The sequence below is a fragment of the Streptomyces sp. I05A-00742 genome (assembly GCF_013055795.1).
Classification (GTDB): Bacteria; Actinomycetota; Actinomycetes; order Streptomycetales; family Streptomycetaceae; genus Streptomyces.
In genome coordinates this window covers 29,911-45,643 of sequence record NZ_JABETO010000024.1, presented here as the reverse complement: position 1 = coordinate 45,643, position 15,733 = coordinate 29,911, and the positions used below count along the sequence as shown (strand labels likewise).

17 protein-coding genes and 1 tRNA gene are annotated in these 15,733 nt (G+C 72.1%); 9 read left to right on the top strand and 9 right to left on the bottom strand.

The features are described 5' to 3' along the window. Positions 1-17: 17 nt before the first annotated feature. Complete coding sequence (locus HN013_RS21660; protein WP_171168713.1) at positions 18-329, top strand: antibiotic biosynthesis monooxygenase; 312 nt, start codon at positions 18-20, stop codon at positions 327-329. 95 nt (positions 330-424) lie between these two features. Here the strand turns inward: HN013_RS21660 and HN013_RS21655 are convergent, their stop codons facing one another. From HN013_RS21655 to HN013_RS21630, 6 genes are all read right to left on the bottom strand, one after another. Next, entirely contained in the window at positions 425-877 is a 453-nt protein-coding gene (locus HN013_RS21655; protein WP_312018676.1) for a nuclear transport factor 2 family protein, read from the bottom strand. A 103-nt stretch (positions 878-980) separates the two neighbouring features. Further along, the gene (locus tag HN013_RS21650) at positions 981-1,928 is read right to left on the bottom strand and encodes an aromatase/cyclase (RefSeq protein WP_171168712.1); all 948 of its coding nucleotides are present in this window, start codon (positions 1,926-1,928) and stop codon (positions 981-983) included. Between the two features lie 122 nt (positions 1,929-2,050). Continuing rightward, positions 2,051-2,833, bottom strand: coding sequence for a 3-oxoacyl-ACP reductase (locus tag HN013_RS21645; RefSeq protein ID WP_171168711.1), 783 nt, complete (start codon positions 2,831-2,833; stop codon positions 2,051-2,053). Between the two features lie 70 nt (positions 2,834-2,903). After that, positions 2,904-3,641 carry an SDR family NAD(P)-dependent oxidoreductase gene (locus tag HN013_RS21640; protein ID WP_171168710.1) on the bottom strand — a complete coding sequence of 246 codons (738 nt, stop codon included), beginning with the start codon at positions 3,639-3,641 and terminating at the stop codon, positions 2,904-2,906. Between the two features lie 68 nt (positions 3,642-3,709). Beyond that, entirely contained in the window at positions 3,710-4,642 is a 933-nt protein-coding gene (locus HN013_RS21635) for an MBL fold metallo-hydrolase (protein ID WP_171168709.1), read from the bottom strand. 43 nt (positions 4,643-4,685) lie between these two features. Beyond that, positions 4,686-5,189 (bottom strand): nuclear transport factor 2 family protein, encoded by a 504-nt coding sequence (locus HN013_RS21630; RefSeq protein ID WP_171168708.1) that lies wholly within the window; start codon positions 5,187-5,189, stop codon positions 4,686-4,688. A 414-nt stretch (positions 5,190-5,603) separates the two neighbouring features. Here HN013_RS21630 and HN013_RS21625 point away from each other — a divergent pair, with 414 nt between their 5' ends. Further along, entirely contained in the window at positions 5,604-6,452 is an 849-nt protein-coding gene (locus tag HN013_RS21625; protein WP_171168707.1) for an SDR family NAD(P)-dependent oxidoreductase, read from the top strand. Positions 6,453-6,560: 108 nt separating this feature from the next. On the opposite strand, the gene HN013_RS21620 is transcribed toward HN013_RS21625, so the two are convergent. Continuing rightward, positions 6,561-7,478 carry an SRPBCC family protein gene (locus tag HN013_RS21620; protein ID WP_171168706.1) on the bottom strand — a complete coding sequence of 306 codons (918 nt, stop codon included), beginning with the start codon at positions 7,476-7,478 and terminating at the stop codon, positions 6,561-6,563. Between the two features lie 277 nt (positions 7,479-7,755). Between HN013_RS21620 and HN013_RS21615 the strand changes: the two genes are divergently transcribed. Continuing rightward, positions 7,756-9,381: an acyl-CoA carboxylase subunit beta gene (locus HN013_RS21615; protein ID WP_171168705.1), complete on the top strand. Its 1,626-nt coding sequence runs from the start codon at positions 7,756-7,758 to the stop codon at positions 9,379-9,381. Further along, on the top strand, positions 9,378-9,572 hold the full coding sequence (locus HN013_RS34190) for an acyl-CoA carboxylase subunit epsilon (protein ID WP_171168704.1): 195 nt from the start codon (positions 9,378-9,380) through the stop codon (positions 9,570-9,572). Before HN013_RS21615 ends, HN013_RS34190 begins: the two co-directional genes overlap by 4 nt. 77 nt (positions 9,573-9,649) lie before the next feature. Here the strand turns inward: HN013_RS34190 and HN013_RS21605 are convergent, their stop codons facing one another. Then, positions 9,650-10,477: a C1 family peptidase gene (locus tag HN013_RS21605; RefSeq protein ID WP_171168703.1), complete on the bottom strand. Its 828-nt coding sequence runs from the start codon at positions 10,475-10,477 to the stop codon at positions 9,650-9,652. 165 nt (positions 10,478-10,642) lie between these two features. Here HN013_RS21605 and HN013_RS21600 point away from each other — a divergent pair, with 165 nt between their 5' ends. Beyond that, complete coding sequence (locus HN013_RS21600) at positions 10,643-10,930, top strand: protease inhibitor I42 family protein (RefSeq protein ID WP_171168702.1); 288 nt, start codon at positions 10,643-10,645, stop codon at positions 10,928-10,930. A 175-nt stretch (positions 10,931-11,105) separates the two neighbouring features. Here HN013_RS21600 and HN013_RS21595 read toward each other — a convergent pair. Next, positions 11,106-11,177: transfer RNA gene (locus HN013_RS21595), tRNA-Arg, on the bottom strand. Between the two features lie 101 nt (positions 11,178-11,278). Between HN013_RS21595 and HN013_RS21590 the strand changes: the two genes are divergently transcribed. The 4 genes from HN013_RS21590 to HN013_RS21575 all read left to right on the top strand — a co-directional run bounded on the left by HN013_RS21590 (position 11,279) and on the right by HN013_RS21575 (position 15,722). Further along, complete coding sequence (locus HN013_RS21590; protein WP_212764652.1) at positions 11,279-11,848, top strand: PleD family two-component system response regulator; 570 nt, start codon at positions 11,279-11,281, stop codon at positions 11,846-11,848. Between the two features lie 81 nt (positions 11,849-11,929). After that, a complete protein-coding gene (nrtL, locus tag HN013_RS21585) occupies positions 11,930-12,757 on the top strand; it encodes an ArgS-related anticodon-binding protein NrtL (RefSeq protein ID WP_171168701.1) in 828 nt (275 codons plus the stop codon). A gap of 21 nt (positions 12,758-12,778) precedes the next feature. Continuing rightward, on the top strand, positions 12,779-14,170 hold the full coding sequence (gene lysA, locus HN013_RS21580) for a diaminopimelate decarboxylase (RefSeq protein WP_171168700.1): 1,392 nt from the start codon (positions 12,779-12,781) through the stop codon (positions 14,168-14,170). A 259-nt stretch (positions 14,171-14,429) separates the two neighbouring features. Further along, a complete protein-coding gene (locus HN013_RS21575) occupies positions 14,430-15,722 on the top strand; it encodes a homoserine dehydrogenase (protein ID WP_171168699.1) in 1,293 nt (430 codons plus the stop codon). Positions 15,723-15,733 lie beyond the last annotated feature (11 nt).

Here is a 15,733-nt window from a genome sequence, read left to right as displayed (position 1 = left end):
GAAACGGAGGCGCCGACATGGCCGTGTTCGTCAACAGAATGGTTCTCACCGGGGCTGCGGAGGAATACGAGCAGGTGTACCGGGAGGCGGGCGGCTTCATGGAGAAGCAACCCGGCCTCCTCGACTACGAGTTGCTGCGGTCGCTGAAGGACACCTCGGTGTACTGGAACGTCGCCGAGTGGGCGGACGCCGCGGCCTTCCACCGCGCCAACGAGCAGGCGGCCGCCGACGAGACGCTCCGCGCCCGGTTCAGCGGCGTCTCGGACCTGGTCCAGGGGGACCCCCACATGTGCTCGGTCGTCATGGAGGGCCGTCCGGAACGGAACTGACGGCGTCGGCGGCGACGTGGACGGGTGCGGAAAAACGGCCGGCCCGCCCGGGGGAGCGTCCCCCGGGCGGGCCGGCCGTCGCCGCGTTCCCGCGGTCAGACCCCGTCGTGCCGCACTGTCCGGTGCGCGACCAGCCACCCGCCGCCGTCCCGCCGCACCAGGACGTCCTCGGCGGTGGTGCTCAGATGCACCTGCGGGGTGCCCCCCTTGGTCGTCTCGAAGACGGTCGCGTAGTAATGGCTGCGCACCGTCCCGTCCTCGTGGACGTCGGCCGCCACCATGCCGATCCAGTGCCGGCGCACCAGCCCGGTGCCGGCCAGCCGGTCCAGGCCCGCGCGCATGCCCGTCGCGATCGCGGCGCGCCCGCGCACCGGTTGCGGGCTGACGTTCTGCTCGAAGACCCCGTCCTCGGTGAACGTCTCCGCCCACGCCTCGGCCTCGCCCAGGTCGAGCAGGCGCATCTGCCGGGCGTAGAAGTGCTGGATCTCCTGGTAGTCGGCCCCGGAGACGGGGGTGGGGGCGGGGGCGGTCACGGCCGGTTGCGTCACGGTGCTTCTCCTCGGTTCGTTCCGGGGCCCCGAGGACCTGCTGTCGTCCTCGGGGCCGCGTTCCTTCTCACGTTCTCGGGCAGGTCGTCCGCGTCCCGTCCGGCTATGCGGCGCGCCCCTCGGCGTACTCCTGGGCGAGGCGCATGGTGGCCGTGCTGTTGCCGCTCAGCGCGGTACGGACGTACGCGCGGGCGTCGGCGACCGTGGCCGCCTCGCCGAGCACGGCGGGGATGTTCTCGCGCCGGAGCACGACCGTGTGGTGCGACGTCAGGCGCACCCCGCCGTCCGTCTCCTCCAGCAGCCAGTACCCGGTGTGCGCGCTCATCAGCGCCGGGACCACCTGCTGCTTGTAGGCGATCAGGGTGTGCGGGAAGCAGACCCGCACCGACCTGGTCGTGTGCGTCGAACCGTCCTTGGTGCGGGTGTCCATCTCCAGGACCTGGAGGTCCGGGACGTCCTCCCGCAGGTCCACCCGGGCCACGTGCGGCAGCCGCTCCTCCCACCGGCGCGCGTCGTACAGGAACGCGTACACGTCCTTGGCCGAAGCGGCGACCTGGAGGGTGTCGTCGAAGGAGAGCAGCAACTCGTCGCGCGCACCCTCCTGTTCGGCGGTGGCACGGAGCGCCGCCAGCTCCGCCTCGCTGTTGCGGTCGATGGCCGCCTCGATCCAGGCGACGTTGTCCGGGTCGTCGCCCACCGCCGCGTAGTCGTGCTCCAGCACCACCCGCGTCCGGCCGGGGCCGATCGCCTCGATCACCCAGGCCCCGCCCATCGCGGCCACCGGCGGCTGCGAGACCTCCTGGCGGAACTCCACGCGGCGCGCCGCCGGGTCGAGCCGCCGGCGCGAGGTCCAGGTCTTGATCTCGCCGTTGGCGGTCGCCCAGATCCGGATCCGCTCCTGGTTCCCGTCGCGTTCCAGGTGCTCCACGTGGACCGTGGGCGGGAACACCCGCGGCCAGCTCTCCACGTCGGCCACCAGGCCGTAGACGGCCTCCGCGGGGGCCGCGACCTCGATCCGGTGGGTGGTGCGCCGCGTCTGCGGGTCTGCCATGGGTCTCCCTCGCTCCTGCCCGGGTCCTCCGGCGTGCGTGCCGGAGCGGGCCGTGGTGGTGATCAGTAGGGGTCGGATCAGTGGGGGCGGGATCAGTGGGGGTCGGATCAGTGGGGGGCGGATCAGAAGTTGCCCAGGCCGCCGCAGACGTTGAGCGCCTGGGCGGTGATCGACGCGGCGGTCTCCGACGCGAGGTAGCCCACCAGCCCGGCCACCTCCTCGGGGGTGGAGTACCGGCCGAGCGGGATCTTCGCCTGGAAGCGCCGGAGCACCTCCTCCTCGGGCAGGTCCCAGGCCGCCGCGTACCCCTGCCGGACCCGGGCAGCCATCGGCGTCTCCACATAGCCGGGGCAGACCGCGTTGACCGTGATCCCCGTGGGGGCCAGCTCGTTGCCGAGCGCCTTGGTGAAGCCGACGACGCCGTGCTTGGACGCCGAGTAGGGGGCGCCGAGCACCACACCCTGCTTGCCCGCGGTGGAGGCGATGTTGATGATCCGGCCGCTCTTCCGCTCCCGCATGCCGCCGGTGGTCAGCACCTCCCGGGTGACCCGGAAGACGCTGGTGAGGTTGGTGGCGACCACGTCGTCCCACAGCTCGTCCGCGATCTCGGCGGTCACTCCGCCGCCGCTCCGTCCCGCGTTGTTGACCAGGATGTCCACCGGTCCGTACCGCTCCACCGCGCTCCGGACGAAGCGGCGCACGTCCTCGGGGGAGCGCACGTCGGCGGTGGTGCCGTCCACGTCGAACCCCTCGTCGCGCAGCTCCTTGACCGCGGCGGCGAGGTTGTCCTCGTTCCTGGCGCACACGAACACCCGGGCGCCGGCGCGGGCGAGGGTGCGCGTCACGGCCAGGCCGATGCCGCATGTCGCCCCGGTGACCAGGGCCACGGGATGGTCCTTCAGCATGTCTCTCCTCGTCGGTGGTGGTTGCGGTTCCGCTTCCGCTTCTGGTTCCGTCTGTGGGTGGCCGCTCCCGTCACCAGGACAGGCCGCCGTTGACCTCCAGCACATGGCCGTTGATGTAGCCGCTGTCCTCGCCCGCCAGGAACACCGCCGCCTCGGCCACCTCCTCCGGCCGTCCCATGCGCCCCAGCGACACCTTGGGTGCGTACTTCCCCCAGACCACCTCGTTGGCGGCGAGCTCCTTGCCCATGCCCTCGTCGATGAAGCCCGGGCAGAGGCAGTTGACGGTGATGCCGCGCGGCGCCAGCTCCACGGCGCTCACCCGGGTGAAGGTCTCGACGGCCGCCTTCGTCGCGCAGTAGGCGGACGCGCCCGGGGTCACCCGGGTGGCCAGCGCGGAGGACAGGGTGATCAGCCGGCCGGCGCGGCTGCGCTCCAGGTACGGGACGGCCGCCCGCACACAGTGGAAGGTGCCGTCGAGGTTGGTGGAGACCGTCTCCCGCCAGTCCTCGGGGCTCAGCCCCGCGACCGGACCCGGGCGGCTGACCCCGGCGTTGGCCACGACGATGTCCAGCCCGCCGAAGTGCCGGGCGGCGGTGGCCATCAGCTCCTCGGCCGAGGCCGCGTCCCGTACGTCCACGGCCTGGAAGACCGCCCGGTCCCCGGCCGCCTCCAGGAGGTCCTTGGCCGGCTCCGCGCTCCGCGCCGCGAGCACCACCCGGGCGCCCTGCGCGAGGAACGCCTCCGCGATCCGCCGGCCGAGCCCCCGGCTGCCACCGGTGACGACGGCCGTCTTTCCCTGAAGCTTCACTGAAGTCCGGTCCTCTCTCGTGGGTGTCGCAGGTGTCGCGTGTGCTGTGTGTGCCGCGTGTGGTGGTCTCAGATGCGGCAGGCAGGCAGCCGGCCGCCGTTGAACGTGACCATCTCCTCGAAGACGGCGACGACGTCCAGCCGGGCGCCCGGCGCCGCCCCGGCGTCCTCCGCGTAGGCGCGGTGCAGATTGCCCAGCAGGCGTTCCGCGTCGATGAGACCGGCGAACTCGCCCAGGTCCGCCTCGCGTGCCGCCTCCAGCGGGGTGAGCCCCGCCCGCCGCGCCCCGGCCGCCGTCTCCTGGAGCCAGCGCAGGTACCGCGCGTTGTCCTCCAGTACCTCCGGGCCGGCCAGCGGGCCGTGACCGCACACCACGGTCCGCGCCCCGAGCCCGGCCAGCTCCTCCAGGACGGCCAGCGAACCGCTGACCGATCCCATGAGGACGAACGGGGTGACGCCCGACATCGCGATGTCGCCCGCGAACAGCACCCGTTCCGCCGGCAGCCACACCACGACGTCGTTCACCGTGTGCGCGGGACCGAGGTGGAGCAGCTCCAGCCGGGTGTCGCCCCGGTGCAGGGTGAGCCGGTCGGTGAACGTCGCCGTCGGCGGGCGGAGCGTGACCTCGCCCCAGTCGGCGTCCGGCCACAGGCCCTGGAGCGTGAGACCGGCCTCGATCACCTCCACGCGGCCGATGTCGTGGGAGAGGACCTCGGCCTCCGGGAACACGAAGTTGCCGAAGGTGTGGTCGCCGTGGCTGTGGGTGTTGACCACCGTCCGGACGGGCGTCGGCGTCACCGCCGCGACCGCCTCGCGCAGGGCGTGGGCCCGGGCCTCCGAGGCGGCGGTGTCGATGACCGTGACGGCCCCGGACCCCACCACGAACCCCGCGTTGTTGAGGCACCAGCCGCCGTCCGGCTGGAGGTAGGCGTGGACGCCGTCGGCGACCTCGACCACCTCTGCCGCCACCGCCGCCACTGCCGTCCGGCTTGTTGGTTGCATGTGCGGATTCCGTCCTTCGCTCGGCCTTGAGGTATCGGGGAGATCAGGCACCGGGCGGCGGGAGCGAGGGCCCCAGCCGGTCCAGGTGGACGCTGCGCTCCCGCACCAGCCATCCGTCCTCGTCCCCGGCCCCGTCCGCGCGGCGCTCCAGCACGTCCTGGCAGACCGTCTGCGCCCACGCCTGCGACTGCTCGCCGCGCGGCGTCGAGACGACCAGGACGTACGAGCGGGCGAGGTACGTGCCGGCGTCCGGCCCCGGCGTCACCGAGAGCATCGTCACGACGTGGCGGTGCACCACGCCGGCGCTCACCCGCTTCTCGTAGTTGACGAGGGTCTCCGCACAGATGGTCCGCCGCCCCCGCACGGGCGCCGGGAGGGAGTTGGACCGGTAGACCCCGTCCTCGGTGAAGGTGTCCGTCCACTCCTCGACGCGCCCCTCGTCCAGCAGGAACATCTGGTGCGCGTAGAACCGCTGGACGGCCAGGTACACCTCGGCGGGCACCGAGGTTCCCGCGGCACCGGCCACGGCGGTGTGGGAAACGGCCATGGGACTGCTCCTCGAATCCTCGGGGGAAGGGGAAGGGGAAATGGTCGGCGATGTCCGCCCGCCTTTTCCGCCGGCTGTTCCGGGGGCTCGGGGCGGCCGGGAACGAGACTGGTGACAGCGGCTAGAGAGGAACTAGAGCGCGGTTCGAAGGGGGGATTGCCTTTTCGGGGAATTGCGGGCCGAGTGGCTCCGGGAATGGTGACCGGTCGTCTCCTACGAACTCCCTCGGCCGTCTCCCACGAACCCGTCGGCCGTCTCCAGCGAATCTCGACCGGGCGTCGAGAAATTCCGCCCAGCCTGGTGGCGTCGCGTCCAGCAGTCGAGCGACCCATGACCCGCCGGACCGACGACCCACCGGGCCCACGACCCACTGGACCCACCGACCCGTCCACAGACCGGCCGAGGAGATGCCGCATGCCGCAGGAACCGTCACAGGGAGCGCCCGGGGCGCCGCCCGCCGCACCCTCCGCCCTGTCAGACACCTCCGCCCTGCCGGACGCCCCCGGCGGGTGGACGTCACCGAGCGGCCCCGTCGTGGTCGTCACCGGCGCCGGGACGGGCATCGGCCGGGCCACGGCCCACGCCTTCGCCGACGCCGGGGCCCGCGTCCTGGCCGTCGGCCGGCAGCGGGACCGGCTGGAAGCCACCGCGGCGGACCGGCCGGACATCCACCCCTGCGTCGCCGACCTCACCGCCCCCGACGCCCCGGACGCCGTGGCCGCCGCCGCGCTCGACCGGTTCGGCGCCATCGACGTGCTGGTCAACAACGCCGCCCTGGTCGTCAGGGCCCCGCTGGGCCGGATCGACGAGGAACAGGCGCGCCGCCAGATCGAGACGAACCTGCTCGCACCGCTGCGCCTCACCCAGTCCTGCCTGGAACCGCTGCGGCGCGCCCGTGGCACCGTCGTCAACGTGTCCACGGCCGGCGCCGTGCGCGGCTGGCCCGCGAACTCCGTGTACGGGGCCACCAAGGCGGGGCTGGACTTCCTGACCCGCACCTGGGCGGTCGAACTGGCCGCCGACGGCGTCCGCGTGGTGGGCGTGGCCCCGGGCCCTGTCGACACCGAGATCGCCGAGAACTCCGGGCTGTCCGCCGACCGGATCGCCGAACTGCGCGCGGCCCAGCGCGCACGGGTGCCGCTGGGGCGGATCGGGCGCCCGGAGGAGATCGCCTGGTGGATCGTCGCGCTGTCCCGCCCGGAGGCGGGCTTCACGACGGGGGCGGTCCTGCCGGTGGACGGGGCGGCGGCGGTGGCGTTCTAGCCCATGTGAGTTCCGGGCCATGTGAGTTCCGGCCCATGTGAACAGCCCCTTCCGCAGGGGAGAACAGCCCCTTCCGCAGGGGGAGGGGGCTGTTCACGCATGGGCTGTTCACGCTACCCGCACGCCGCTCCCCAGCGCGCCCAGGAGCGCCCGGCTCGCCCCGCCGGCCTCCGCCAGGACCTCGTCCCGCCGCCCGGCTGCCACCGCGTCCGGGGTGAGCACGGCCGTATGGCGGCAGACGACCGTCGTCGTGCCGTCGTCCGCGGGTTCGAGCCGCCACTCACCGGTGTGTGCGGTCAGTCCGGGCCCGGGTGCGAGGCTCTTGAAGACGAGGCGCGCGTCCGGGAGGAGCACCCGCACACAGGCCGTCCGGGGCTCCTGGCCCGCCGCGCTGTCGTTGGTCGCGACGATCTGCACGTCCGGCGCCGGCTCGGTGAGCGTCACGTCCGCCACACCCGCCACACGCCCCGGCCACTCCCGCGGCGCGCGGAGGAACGCGTACGCCTCCGCCACTCCACCGCGCACCCGCGCCGACTCCTCCCACCGGACCGTGTCAGCGGTGTCGCGTCGCTCCAACACACCTTTCAGCGCGCGCAGTTCGGCGGCGGTGTTGTCGCTCATCGCCGTACGGAGCGGGGCGAGCCGCTCGTCCATGCCCGTCGGCAGCCGGAACCGGTGCCGGATGCGGACCGCGCACTCCCGCTCGCCCCGGGGCTCGACGCTCCACTCGCTGGACATCGCCGCCAGCGGCGGCGGCGACGCCTCCTGGACGAACGTCACGCGCAGCAGGCGGTGGTCCACGGCACGGCCGGTGGTCCAGGTCTTGATGTCGCCGCCCGCGGAAGCCCAGACCTTGATCCGGTCGGGCCCGTCGGACCCGCCTGTCCCTATGGGTTCGACATGGACCATGGGCGGCAGGAGGACCGGCCAGTCCAGGACGTTCTCGACGGCCGAGAAGGCCGCGGCGGCCGGTACGCGTACGGTGACCTCGTGTTCGACGTGATGCTCGGGCGGCTGTGCGGACAAGGTGTTCCGTCCTTTCCGAGGGCGAATCGACCACCGGAATCCTGGTGAATTCCCCTGGAGCCGCCCTGGAAAGCACCCGGAGCCCGGCTCAAGGGCGGGCGACCCGTGACCGCACCCGGCTTTGGCTGCGGACGCCGCATTTCGAGATCGAGGGAATTTCGAGTCCGCTTTGAGCGGCCCGCCGCAGGCTCGACCCGGAAGGTCCGAGCACGTCCCCCGGAACGCGTCGCGAACCGGACCACCGGGGGCCGCATCACACGAAGGGCGTCCACGCGCGATGAGCATCACCCAGGAAATGCCCCTGGACCGCACGGCACAGGACGACGGCACGGCCGCCGGCCCGCCCCCCGCGGCCCGTACGAGCGACCGCGTGGCGGAACTGGCCGCGCTCAGGGAATCCGTCCTCCAGGGCCCCGACGCCCGTGCCACGGAAGCGCAGCTCGCCAAGGGCAAGCTGACGGTGCGCCGCCGCATCGAGCTGCTCTTCGACGAGGGCACCTTCACGGAGGTGGAGCCGTTCCGCAGGCACCGGGCGAGCGGCTTCGGCCTGGAGTTCAAACGCCCGCACACCGATGGTGTGGTCACCGGCTGGGGCAAGGTGCACGGCCGGACGGTGTTCGTCTACGCGCACGACTTCCGCATCTTCGGCGGGGCGCTGGGCGAGGCGCACGCCGAGAAGATCCACAAGCTGATGGACCTGGCCGAGGCGGCCGGTGCGCCGGTGGTCGGGCTCTGCGACGGGGCGGGCGCCCGCATCCAGGAGGGCGTCAGCGCGCTGGCGGGCTACGGTGGCATCTTCCAGCGCAACGTGCGCAACTCCGGTGTCCTTCCGCAGATCAGCGTGATCCTCGGCCCCTGCGCCGGCGGCGCCGCCTACTCGCCCGCCCTCACCGACTTCGTCTTCATGGTGCGCGGCACCTCCCAGATGTTCATCACCGGCCCCGATGTGGTGCAGGCGGTGACCGGCGAGGTCATCTCCCAGGACGACCTGGGCGGCGCCGACGCCCACGCCAAGGTCTCCGGCGTCTCCGGCTTCGCCTACGACGACGAGGAGAGCTGCCTGGAGGACGTCCGCTACCTGCTGTCCCTGCTGCCCTCCAACAACCGCGAACTGCCCCCCGTCGAGCCCTCCAGCGACCCGGCCGACCGCCGCACCGAGGCCCTCACCGACCTGGTGCCGGCCGACCCCAACCGCTCGTACGACATGCGCCGGGTGATCGAGGAGATCGTCGACGACGGCGCGTACTTCGAGGTCCACGAGCTCTGGGCGGCCAACGTGCTCTGCGCCCTGGCCCGCCTCGACGGCCACGTCGTGGGCATCGTCGCCAACCAGCCCGCCTCCCTGGCCGGCGTCCTCGACATCCACGCCAGCGAGAAGGCCGCCCGCTTCGTCCAGACCTGCGACGCCTTCAACATCCCCCTCGTCACCCTGGTCGACGTGCCCGGCTTCCTGCCCGGAGTCGACCAGGAGCACGGCGGCATCATCCGCCACGGCGCCAAACTGCTCTACGCCTACTGCAACGCCACCGTCCCCCGGATCTCCCTCGTCCTGCGCAAGGCGTACGGCGGCGCCTACATCGTCATGGACTCCCGCTCGATCGGCACCGACCTGTCCCTCGCCTGGCCGACCAACGAGATCGCCGTCATGGGCGCCGAGGGCGCCGCCAACGTCATCTTCCGCCGCGAGATCGCCGCCTCCGACGACGCCGAACGCACCCGCAGGGAACGCATCGAGGAGTACCGCGACCAGCTCATGCACCCCTACTACGCCGCCGAACGCGGCCTGGTGGACGACATCATCGACCCCGCCGAGACCCGCGTCCGGCTGATCGACGCCCTGGCCATGCTCCGCGCCAAGAAGGCCCCCCTGCCCAGCCGCAAACACGGGAACCAGCCGCAGTGACCGACCCCATCCGCATCACCCGCGGCCACCCGACCCCGGAGGACCTGGCGGCCCTCCTCACTGTCCTCACCACCCGGACCTCACCACCACCTCCCACCACCCTCACAGCGGCTCCCACGTGGTGCGATTCCGCGACCCCCGCCCCCACTTGGTCCGGCACTCGGCCGCCCACCTGGCACCCCATGTGGTGACCACCGTCCCGCGAAGACCCCGCTCCCGCGGTTCTGCCGACCGGGGGCGGGGTCTTCCGGTACGCCACTTCCGTCCGTCACAGGGGATGGCCGAGGGAGACGCCATACGTCTCGGTGAACGCCTTCTTCGCGTACTCCTCCGTGGCGTAGGCGAAGCCGCCGTCGGCCCAGCCCGTGCCCCAGCTGTTGCGCACGATGAAGCGTCCCTCGCTCGTGTATCCGACGAAGGCCACGGCATGTCCGCCGCGCGCTTCCTTCGGCGGGTAGGGCTTGTAGACGTCCAGCCGCCCTTCGTTGGCGTTGGCCGAGTCCCAGGTGCGGTCGACGTCGAGCCGGGTGAGAATGGGACCGCCTCCCGAGGCCATCCAGGTGCGCCAGTTGTCGGGATCATTGCCGAGATTGAAATACGCGGCAATGCGCCGACGCGCCGCCCGCGCGTAGAACTCCTCAGTCTCGCCCTGGAACAGCTTTCCCGCGTCGAAGGGCAGCGTCTCGGCGTCGACCACCCCGAACTTCCGCGCCACTTCGACCGCCGCCTTCAGCGTGGTGCCCTCCTGCTCGATGAACGTCGTCGGCGCCGACATGATTTCATCGGTTTCCTTGGACGACATCCAGATGAAGCGGGAGGACAGCAGGGCACTCCGGTCCAGCTGCCCGACCTTGACGAAATGCCACCGCAGCATCGAGTCCGCCGTCGCCCACCCGACGCAAGAACCCGTGTCCTTCTGGTCGTTGACCTTCCACCAGCCTTCGCGAAGGTCCACCTCAGCGGGAGGCGCCGCCACCGGCGCCGCCGTCAGCCCGGCGGCCTCGGCATGGCGCAACCGCCAGTCGTTCTCGGTCTCGCGGGACGGGCGGCAGTTCAGGATGCGGTGTCCGTTTCCGGAGTGTTCGGCCTTGGTCATGGCGCGCTCCTGAGCGTTGTGGGAGAAGAGTTGATCTGAACTTGGCCCCCCATCCATCGCCCCCCACCGCCCCCACCATCGACCCCCTATTGGCCTTCATGGGGAATCAGCCCCAATATGACCGTATGACCCGGAAGACCGGGCAGCAACATCAGGGGTGACAGCATGCAGCCGGTCATCAACACTCAGTGCGGCAGTGAATTCACGGTCCACCTCGACGAGGTCCCGTCCAGCGGCTACGTCTGGCAGGCGCGGGAGCCCGGGGAAGGCGTCGCCCTCATCGACCAGGGGTACGCGAACGAGGCACCCGAAGGCATCGGGGCCACGCGACGCAAGTATTTCCGCTTCCGCGCGGGTGAACGGCCGGGCGAGCTGACCCTGCACTTCGAACTGAAACGTCCGTGGGAGAACGCGGCGCTGCGCGAGGAGACCGTTTCCGTGTCAGTTGAATGACACAAAGTGATGACGCGGTCATGGCGCTGCCAGGTGGCTGACATAACGTATGCACGGCTCACTCCCTCGAATGGGAGCAACCCCCGTTCATCGACCAGCAGTCGTCCGCATACACGAAGAAACCCCGCCGCAGCGTTCTCGCTGGTGGCGGGGTCTTCCGGCACTTCAAGTGAAGTGCCCCCGGCAGGATTCGAACCTGCGCACACGGCTCCGGAGGCCGTTGCTCTATCCCCTGAGCTACGGGGGCGTGTCGCTCGCTCGTGGCGGCGACAGGAAGAACATTACCAGCTCCGGGCGGGTGATCCGTAACGGGTTCCGCGGGGGGATGGGGGAGGGGCGGTGGGAGGGATGGGTGCGGTGGGGTGGGGGATCTTGGGGGGAGTCGGGGGTGGTCGCCCCGGTGGGGTGGAAGTGGGGAAAACCCGGACGCGGCGCGGTGGGCGCGCCTACTCTCGGGGTGTGCCTGGCGTGCCCGGCCGGGTCCTCGTTGTCGACGACAACAGGGTCATCCGGCAGTTGATCAGGGTCAACCTCGAGCTGGAGGGCTTCGAGGTCGTGACCGCGGCCGATGGTGCCGAGTGCCTGGAGATCGTGCACCGCGTGCGTCCCGATGTGGTGACTCTGGATTTCGTGATGCCGCGGCTCGACGGGCTGCGGACGGCGGCGCGGCTGCGGGCCGACGCGCGGACGCGGGACATACCCGTCGCCATCATCAGCGCGTGTACGCAGCTGGAGGTGGAGAGCGGGCGGTCGGCGGGGGTGGACGCGTTTTTGGCGAAGCCCTTCGAACCGGCGGAGATGGTGCGGCTGGTGCGGAGGTTGCTGCTGAGCCGTGGGGGCGAGGGGGAGACGGGGGTGCCGGAGGCGGCCGCGTCGGGGGATGCCGAGGCCGTGGTGCGGCCCGCTGGATGGCCCTGACAACGGGGCAGGGGGACATCAGGGGAACATCGGGGAAACCGGCTGGCGGAGTGACCCGCTTCCTCCCCTAGGCTTGGCCCTATGACCCCCGCAGATCTCTCCCGTGCCGTGCTGCGCACCGTGCGTCGTGCCGTCGAGGCCGACGAGCTGTGCGCCGTGGTGCCGGCGACGGTCGGGGTCCGGGTGCCGCCGCACCCGGGATGCGGGGACTACGCGACCAACGTCGCCCTGCGGCTGGCCAAGGAGAGCGGCCGGCCCGCGCGGGACGTGGCGGAGGTACTGCGGCGCCGGCTGGTGCGCGAACCCGGCATCGCCCGGGTCGAGATCGCCGGGCCCGGATTTCTCAACATCACCCTCCAAGGGCACTCGCGGGCCCGCCTCGTCCGGGACGTCCTCGGCCGGCCGGCGGACCGGGAGCCGCTTCCGGTGCACCCGCCCGCCGCCCTCGTCCGGCGCCTGGGGTCCGACGCCGCGCGCTGGAGCCTGCTCAGCCCGCCCGGCCTCGACCGCGACCTGCTGCTGGTGCAGCGGGACGGCAACCCCCTCTTCCGTGTGCGGTACGCCCACTCGCGCTGCCTCAGCCTGATCCGTAACGCCCGTGATCTTGGATTCGGGCCGGACGTCGACGACAGCGTCGACGACTTCGGGGACGGCTCCGCCCCCCTCCTCGCCGCGCTCGCCGACCACCCCCGCATCGTCGCCGTCCGCGACCCCGAGCGGCTCGCCCGGGCCCTGGAGCGCCTCGCCGACGCCTTCCTCCGCTGGCAGACGTCGTGTACGACGCTGCCCCGGGGGGACGAGAAACCCTCGGTCGTCCACCGCGCCCGCCTGGCCCTCGCCGAGGCCACGGGCAAGGTGCTCGCCGACGGCCTCCACCAGCTCGGCATCACCGCACCCGCACGTCTCTGAGCAACCGAGGAGATCAGCGCCATGAGCCGCTCCGCCCACCCCGCCGGGCCCCGCTACGCCGACGTCCTGCCCGAGGGCCACTACCCGACGCCGCCCGCCGACCTCAACGCCCTCGACCCGCGCGTGTGGTCCCGCACCGTCTCCCGGGACGCAGAGGGCGTCGCCACCGTCGGCGGGCTGGACGTCAAGCGGCTGGCCGAGGAGTTCGGCACCCCCGCCTACTTCCTCGACGAGGACGACTTCCGCGCCCGCTGCCGGGCCTGGCGGGACGCGTTCGGCGAGGAGGCGGACGTCTTCTACGCGGGGAAGGCGTTCCTGTCCCGGGCCGTCGTGCGCTGGCTGACCGAGGAAGGGCTCAACCTCGACGTCTGCTCCGCCGGCGAGCTGGCCACCGCGCTCGACGCGGGCATGCCCGCCGAGCGGATCGCCCTGCACGGCAACAACAAGTCGATCGAGGAGATCACCCGGGCCGTCGAGGCCGGCGTCGGCCGGATCGTCGTCGACTCCTTCCAGGAGATCGTGCGCGTCGCGCACATCGCCCAGCGGGCCGGGAAGCGGCAGCGGGTGCAGATCCGGGTCACGGTCGGCGTCGAGGCGCACACCCACGAGTTCATCGCGACGGCCCACGAGGACCAGAAGTTCGGGCTGCCGCTGGCGGGCGGGCAGGCCGCCGAGGCCGTGCGCCGGGTGCTCAAGCTGGACGGGCTCGAACTCATCGGCATCCACTCGCACATCGGCTCGCAGATCTTCGACACCTCGGGCTTCGAGGTCGCGGCGCGCCGCGTCGTCGGCCTGCTCGGCGAGATCCGTGACGAGCACGGCGTCGAGCTGCCCGAGATCGACCTCGGCGGTGGCCTGGGCATCGCCTACACCCCGGAGGACGACCCGCGCGAGCCGCACGAGATCGCGGCCGCGCTGCGCGACATCGTCGAGCGGGAGTGCGCGGCGGCCGGACTCGCGGTGCCGCGGCTGTCTGTCGAGCCGGGGCGCGCGATCGTCGGTCCCACCGCCTTCACGCTGTACGAGGTGGGGACGGTCAAGGAGCTGCCGGGGCTGCGGACGTACGTCAGCGTCGACGGCGGTATGTCCGACAACATCCGTACCGCGCTCTACGACGCCGACTACTCGGTGGCGCTGGTGTCCCGTACCTCGACGGCCGGGCCGATGCTCTCCCGGGTGGTCGGCAAGCACTGTGAGTCCGGCGACATCGTCGTCCGCGACGCCTTCCTGCCGGCCGACGTCGCCCCCGGCGACCTGCTCGCCGTGCCCGCGACCGGTGCCTACTGCCGGTCGATGGCCAGCAATTACAACCACGCGCTGCGGCCCCCGGTCGTGGCGGTGAAGGACGGCACGGCCCGGGTGATCGTCCGGCGCGAGACGGAGGAGGACCTCCTCCGACTCGACGTCGGCTGATCAGTCGGAGCTGATCGGCCGGAGCTGATCGGTCGGTCGAATCAGTCGGCCGGTCCGTCGGCTGATCCCGCGGTTGCACGCGGCCGCACAAGGCCGCAACGCGGCCGCACAGGGCCGGCGCCCGCCGGGGCGTCGGCCCACCCACCGGAAACCCCGCCTGCCGGACGGCGGAATCTCGGATACTGGACGGGGGAGGGAAACCCTCCGACCGGTGAGTGAGACTGGTGTACCACCCAAGATGTACAGGAAACGAGGTCGGATGATGCGTACGCGTCCGCTGAAAGTGGCGCTGCTGGGCTGTGGAGTGGTCGGCTCCGAGGTGGCGCGCATCATGACGACGCACGCGGACGACCTCACGGCCCGGATCGGCGCCCCGGTCGAGCTGGCCGGCATCGCCGTCCGCCGGCCGAGCCGGGTCCGGGCCGGAGTGCCCGCCGAGCTGATCACCACCGATGCCACCGCGCTGGTCAAACGGGGCGACATCGACGTGGTCGTCGAGGTCATCGGCGGCATCGAGCCGGCGCGCACCCTGATCACCACGGCCTTCGAGCACGGCGCGAGCGTCGTCTCGGCCAACAAGGCGCTGCTCGCCGAGGACGGCGCCGCCCTGCACGCCGCCGCCGAGCAGCACGGCACGGACCTCTACTACGAGGCCGCCGTCGCCGGGGCGATCCCGCTGATCCGGCCGCTGCGCGAGTCCCTGGCCGGTGACAAGGTCAACCGGGTGCTCGGCATCGTCAACGGCACCACCAACTTCATCCTCGACAAGATGGACTCCAGCGGCGCCGGCTACTCCGAGGCGCTCGACGAGGCCACGGCGCTCGGCTACGCCGAGGCGGACCCGACGGCGGACGTCGAGGGCTTCGACGCCGCCGCGAAGGCCGCGATCCTGGCGGGCATCGCCTTCCACACCCGCGTCCGGCTGGACGACGTCCACCGCGAGGGCATGACCGAGGTCACGGCCTCCGACTTCGCCTCCGCGAAGGAGATGGGCTGCACCATCAAGCTGCTGGCCATCTGCGAGCGGGCGGCCGACGGCCGGTCGGTCACCGCCCGCGTCCACCCCGCGATGATCCCGCTGAGCCACCCGCTGGCCTCGGTGCGCGAGGCGTACAACGCGGTGTTCGTCGAGGCCGAGGCGGCCGGGCAGCTGATGTTCTACGGACCGGGCGCCGGCGGTTCGCCGACGGCCTCCGCGGTCCTCGGCGACCTGGTCGCCGTCTGCCGCAACAAGCTGGGCGGGACCACGGGACCGGGCGAGTCGGCGTACGCGCGGCTGCCCGTCAGCCCCATGGGCGAGGTGGTCACGCGCTACCACATCAGCCTCGACGTCGCCGACAAACCGGGCGTCCTCGCCCAGGTCGCCACGGTCTTCGCCGAGCACGGGGTGTCCATCGACACCGTCCGCCAGCAGGGCAAGGACGGGGAGGCGTCGCTGGTCGTCGTCACCCACCGGGCCCCCGACGCCGCGCTGTCCGCCACGGTCGACGCGCTGCGCAGGCTGGACACGGTGCGTGGCGTCGCGAGCATCATGCGTGTCGAAGGTGAGTAGGGGAGCAAGAG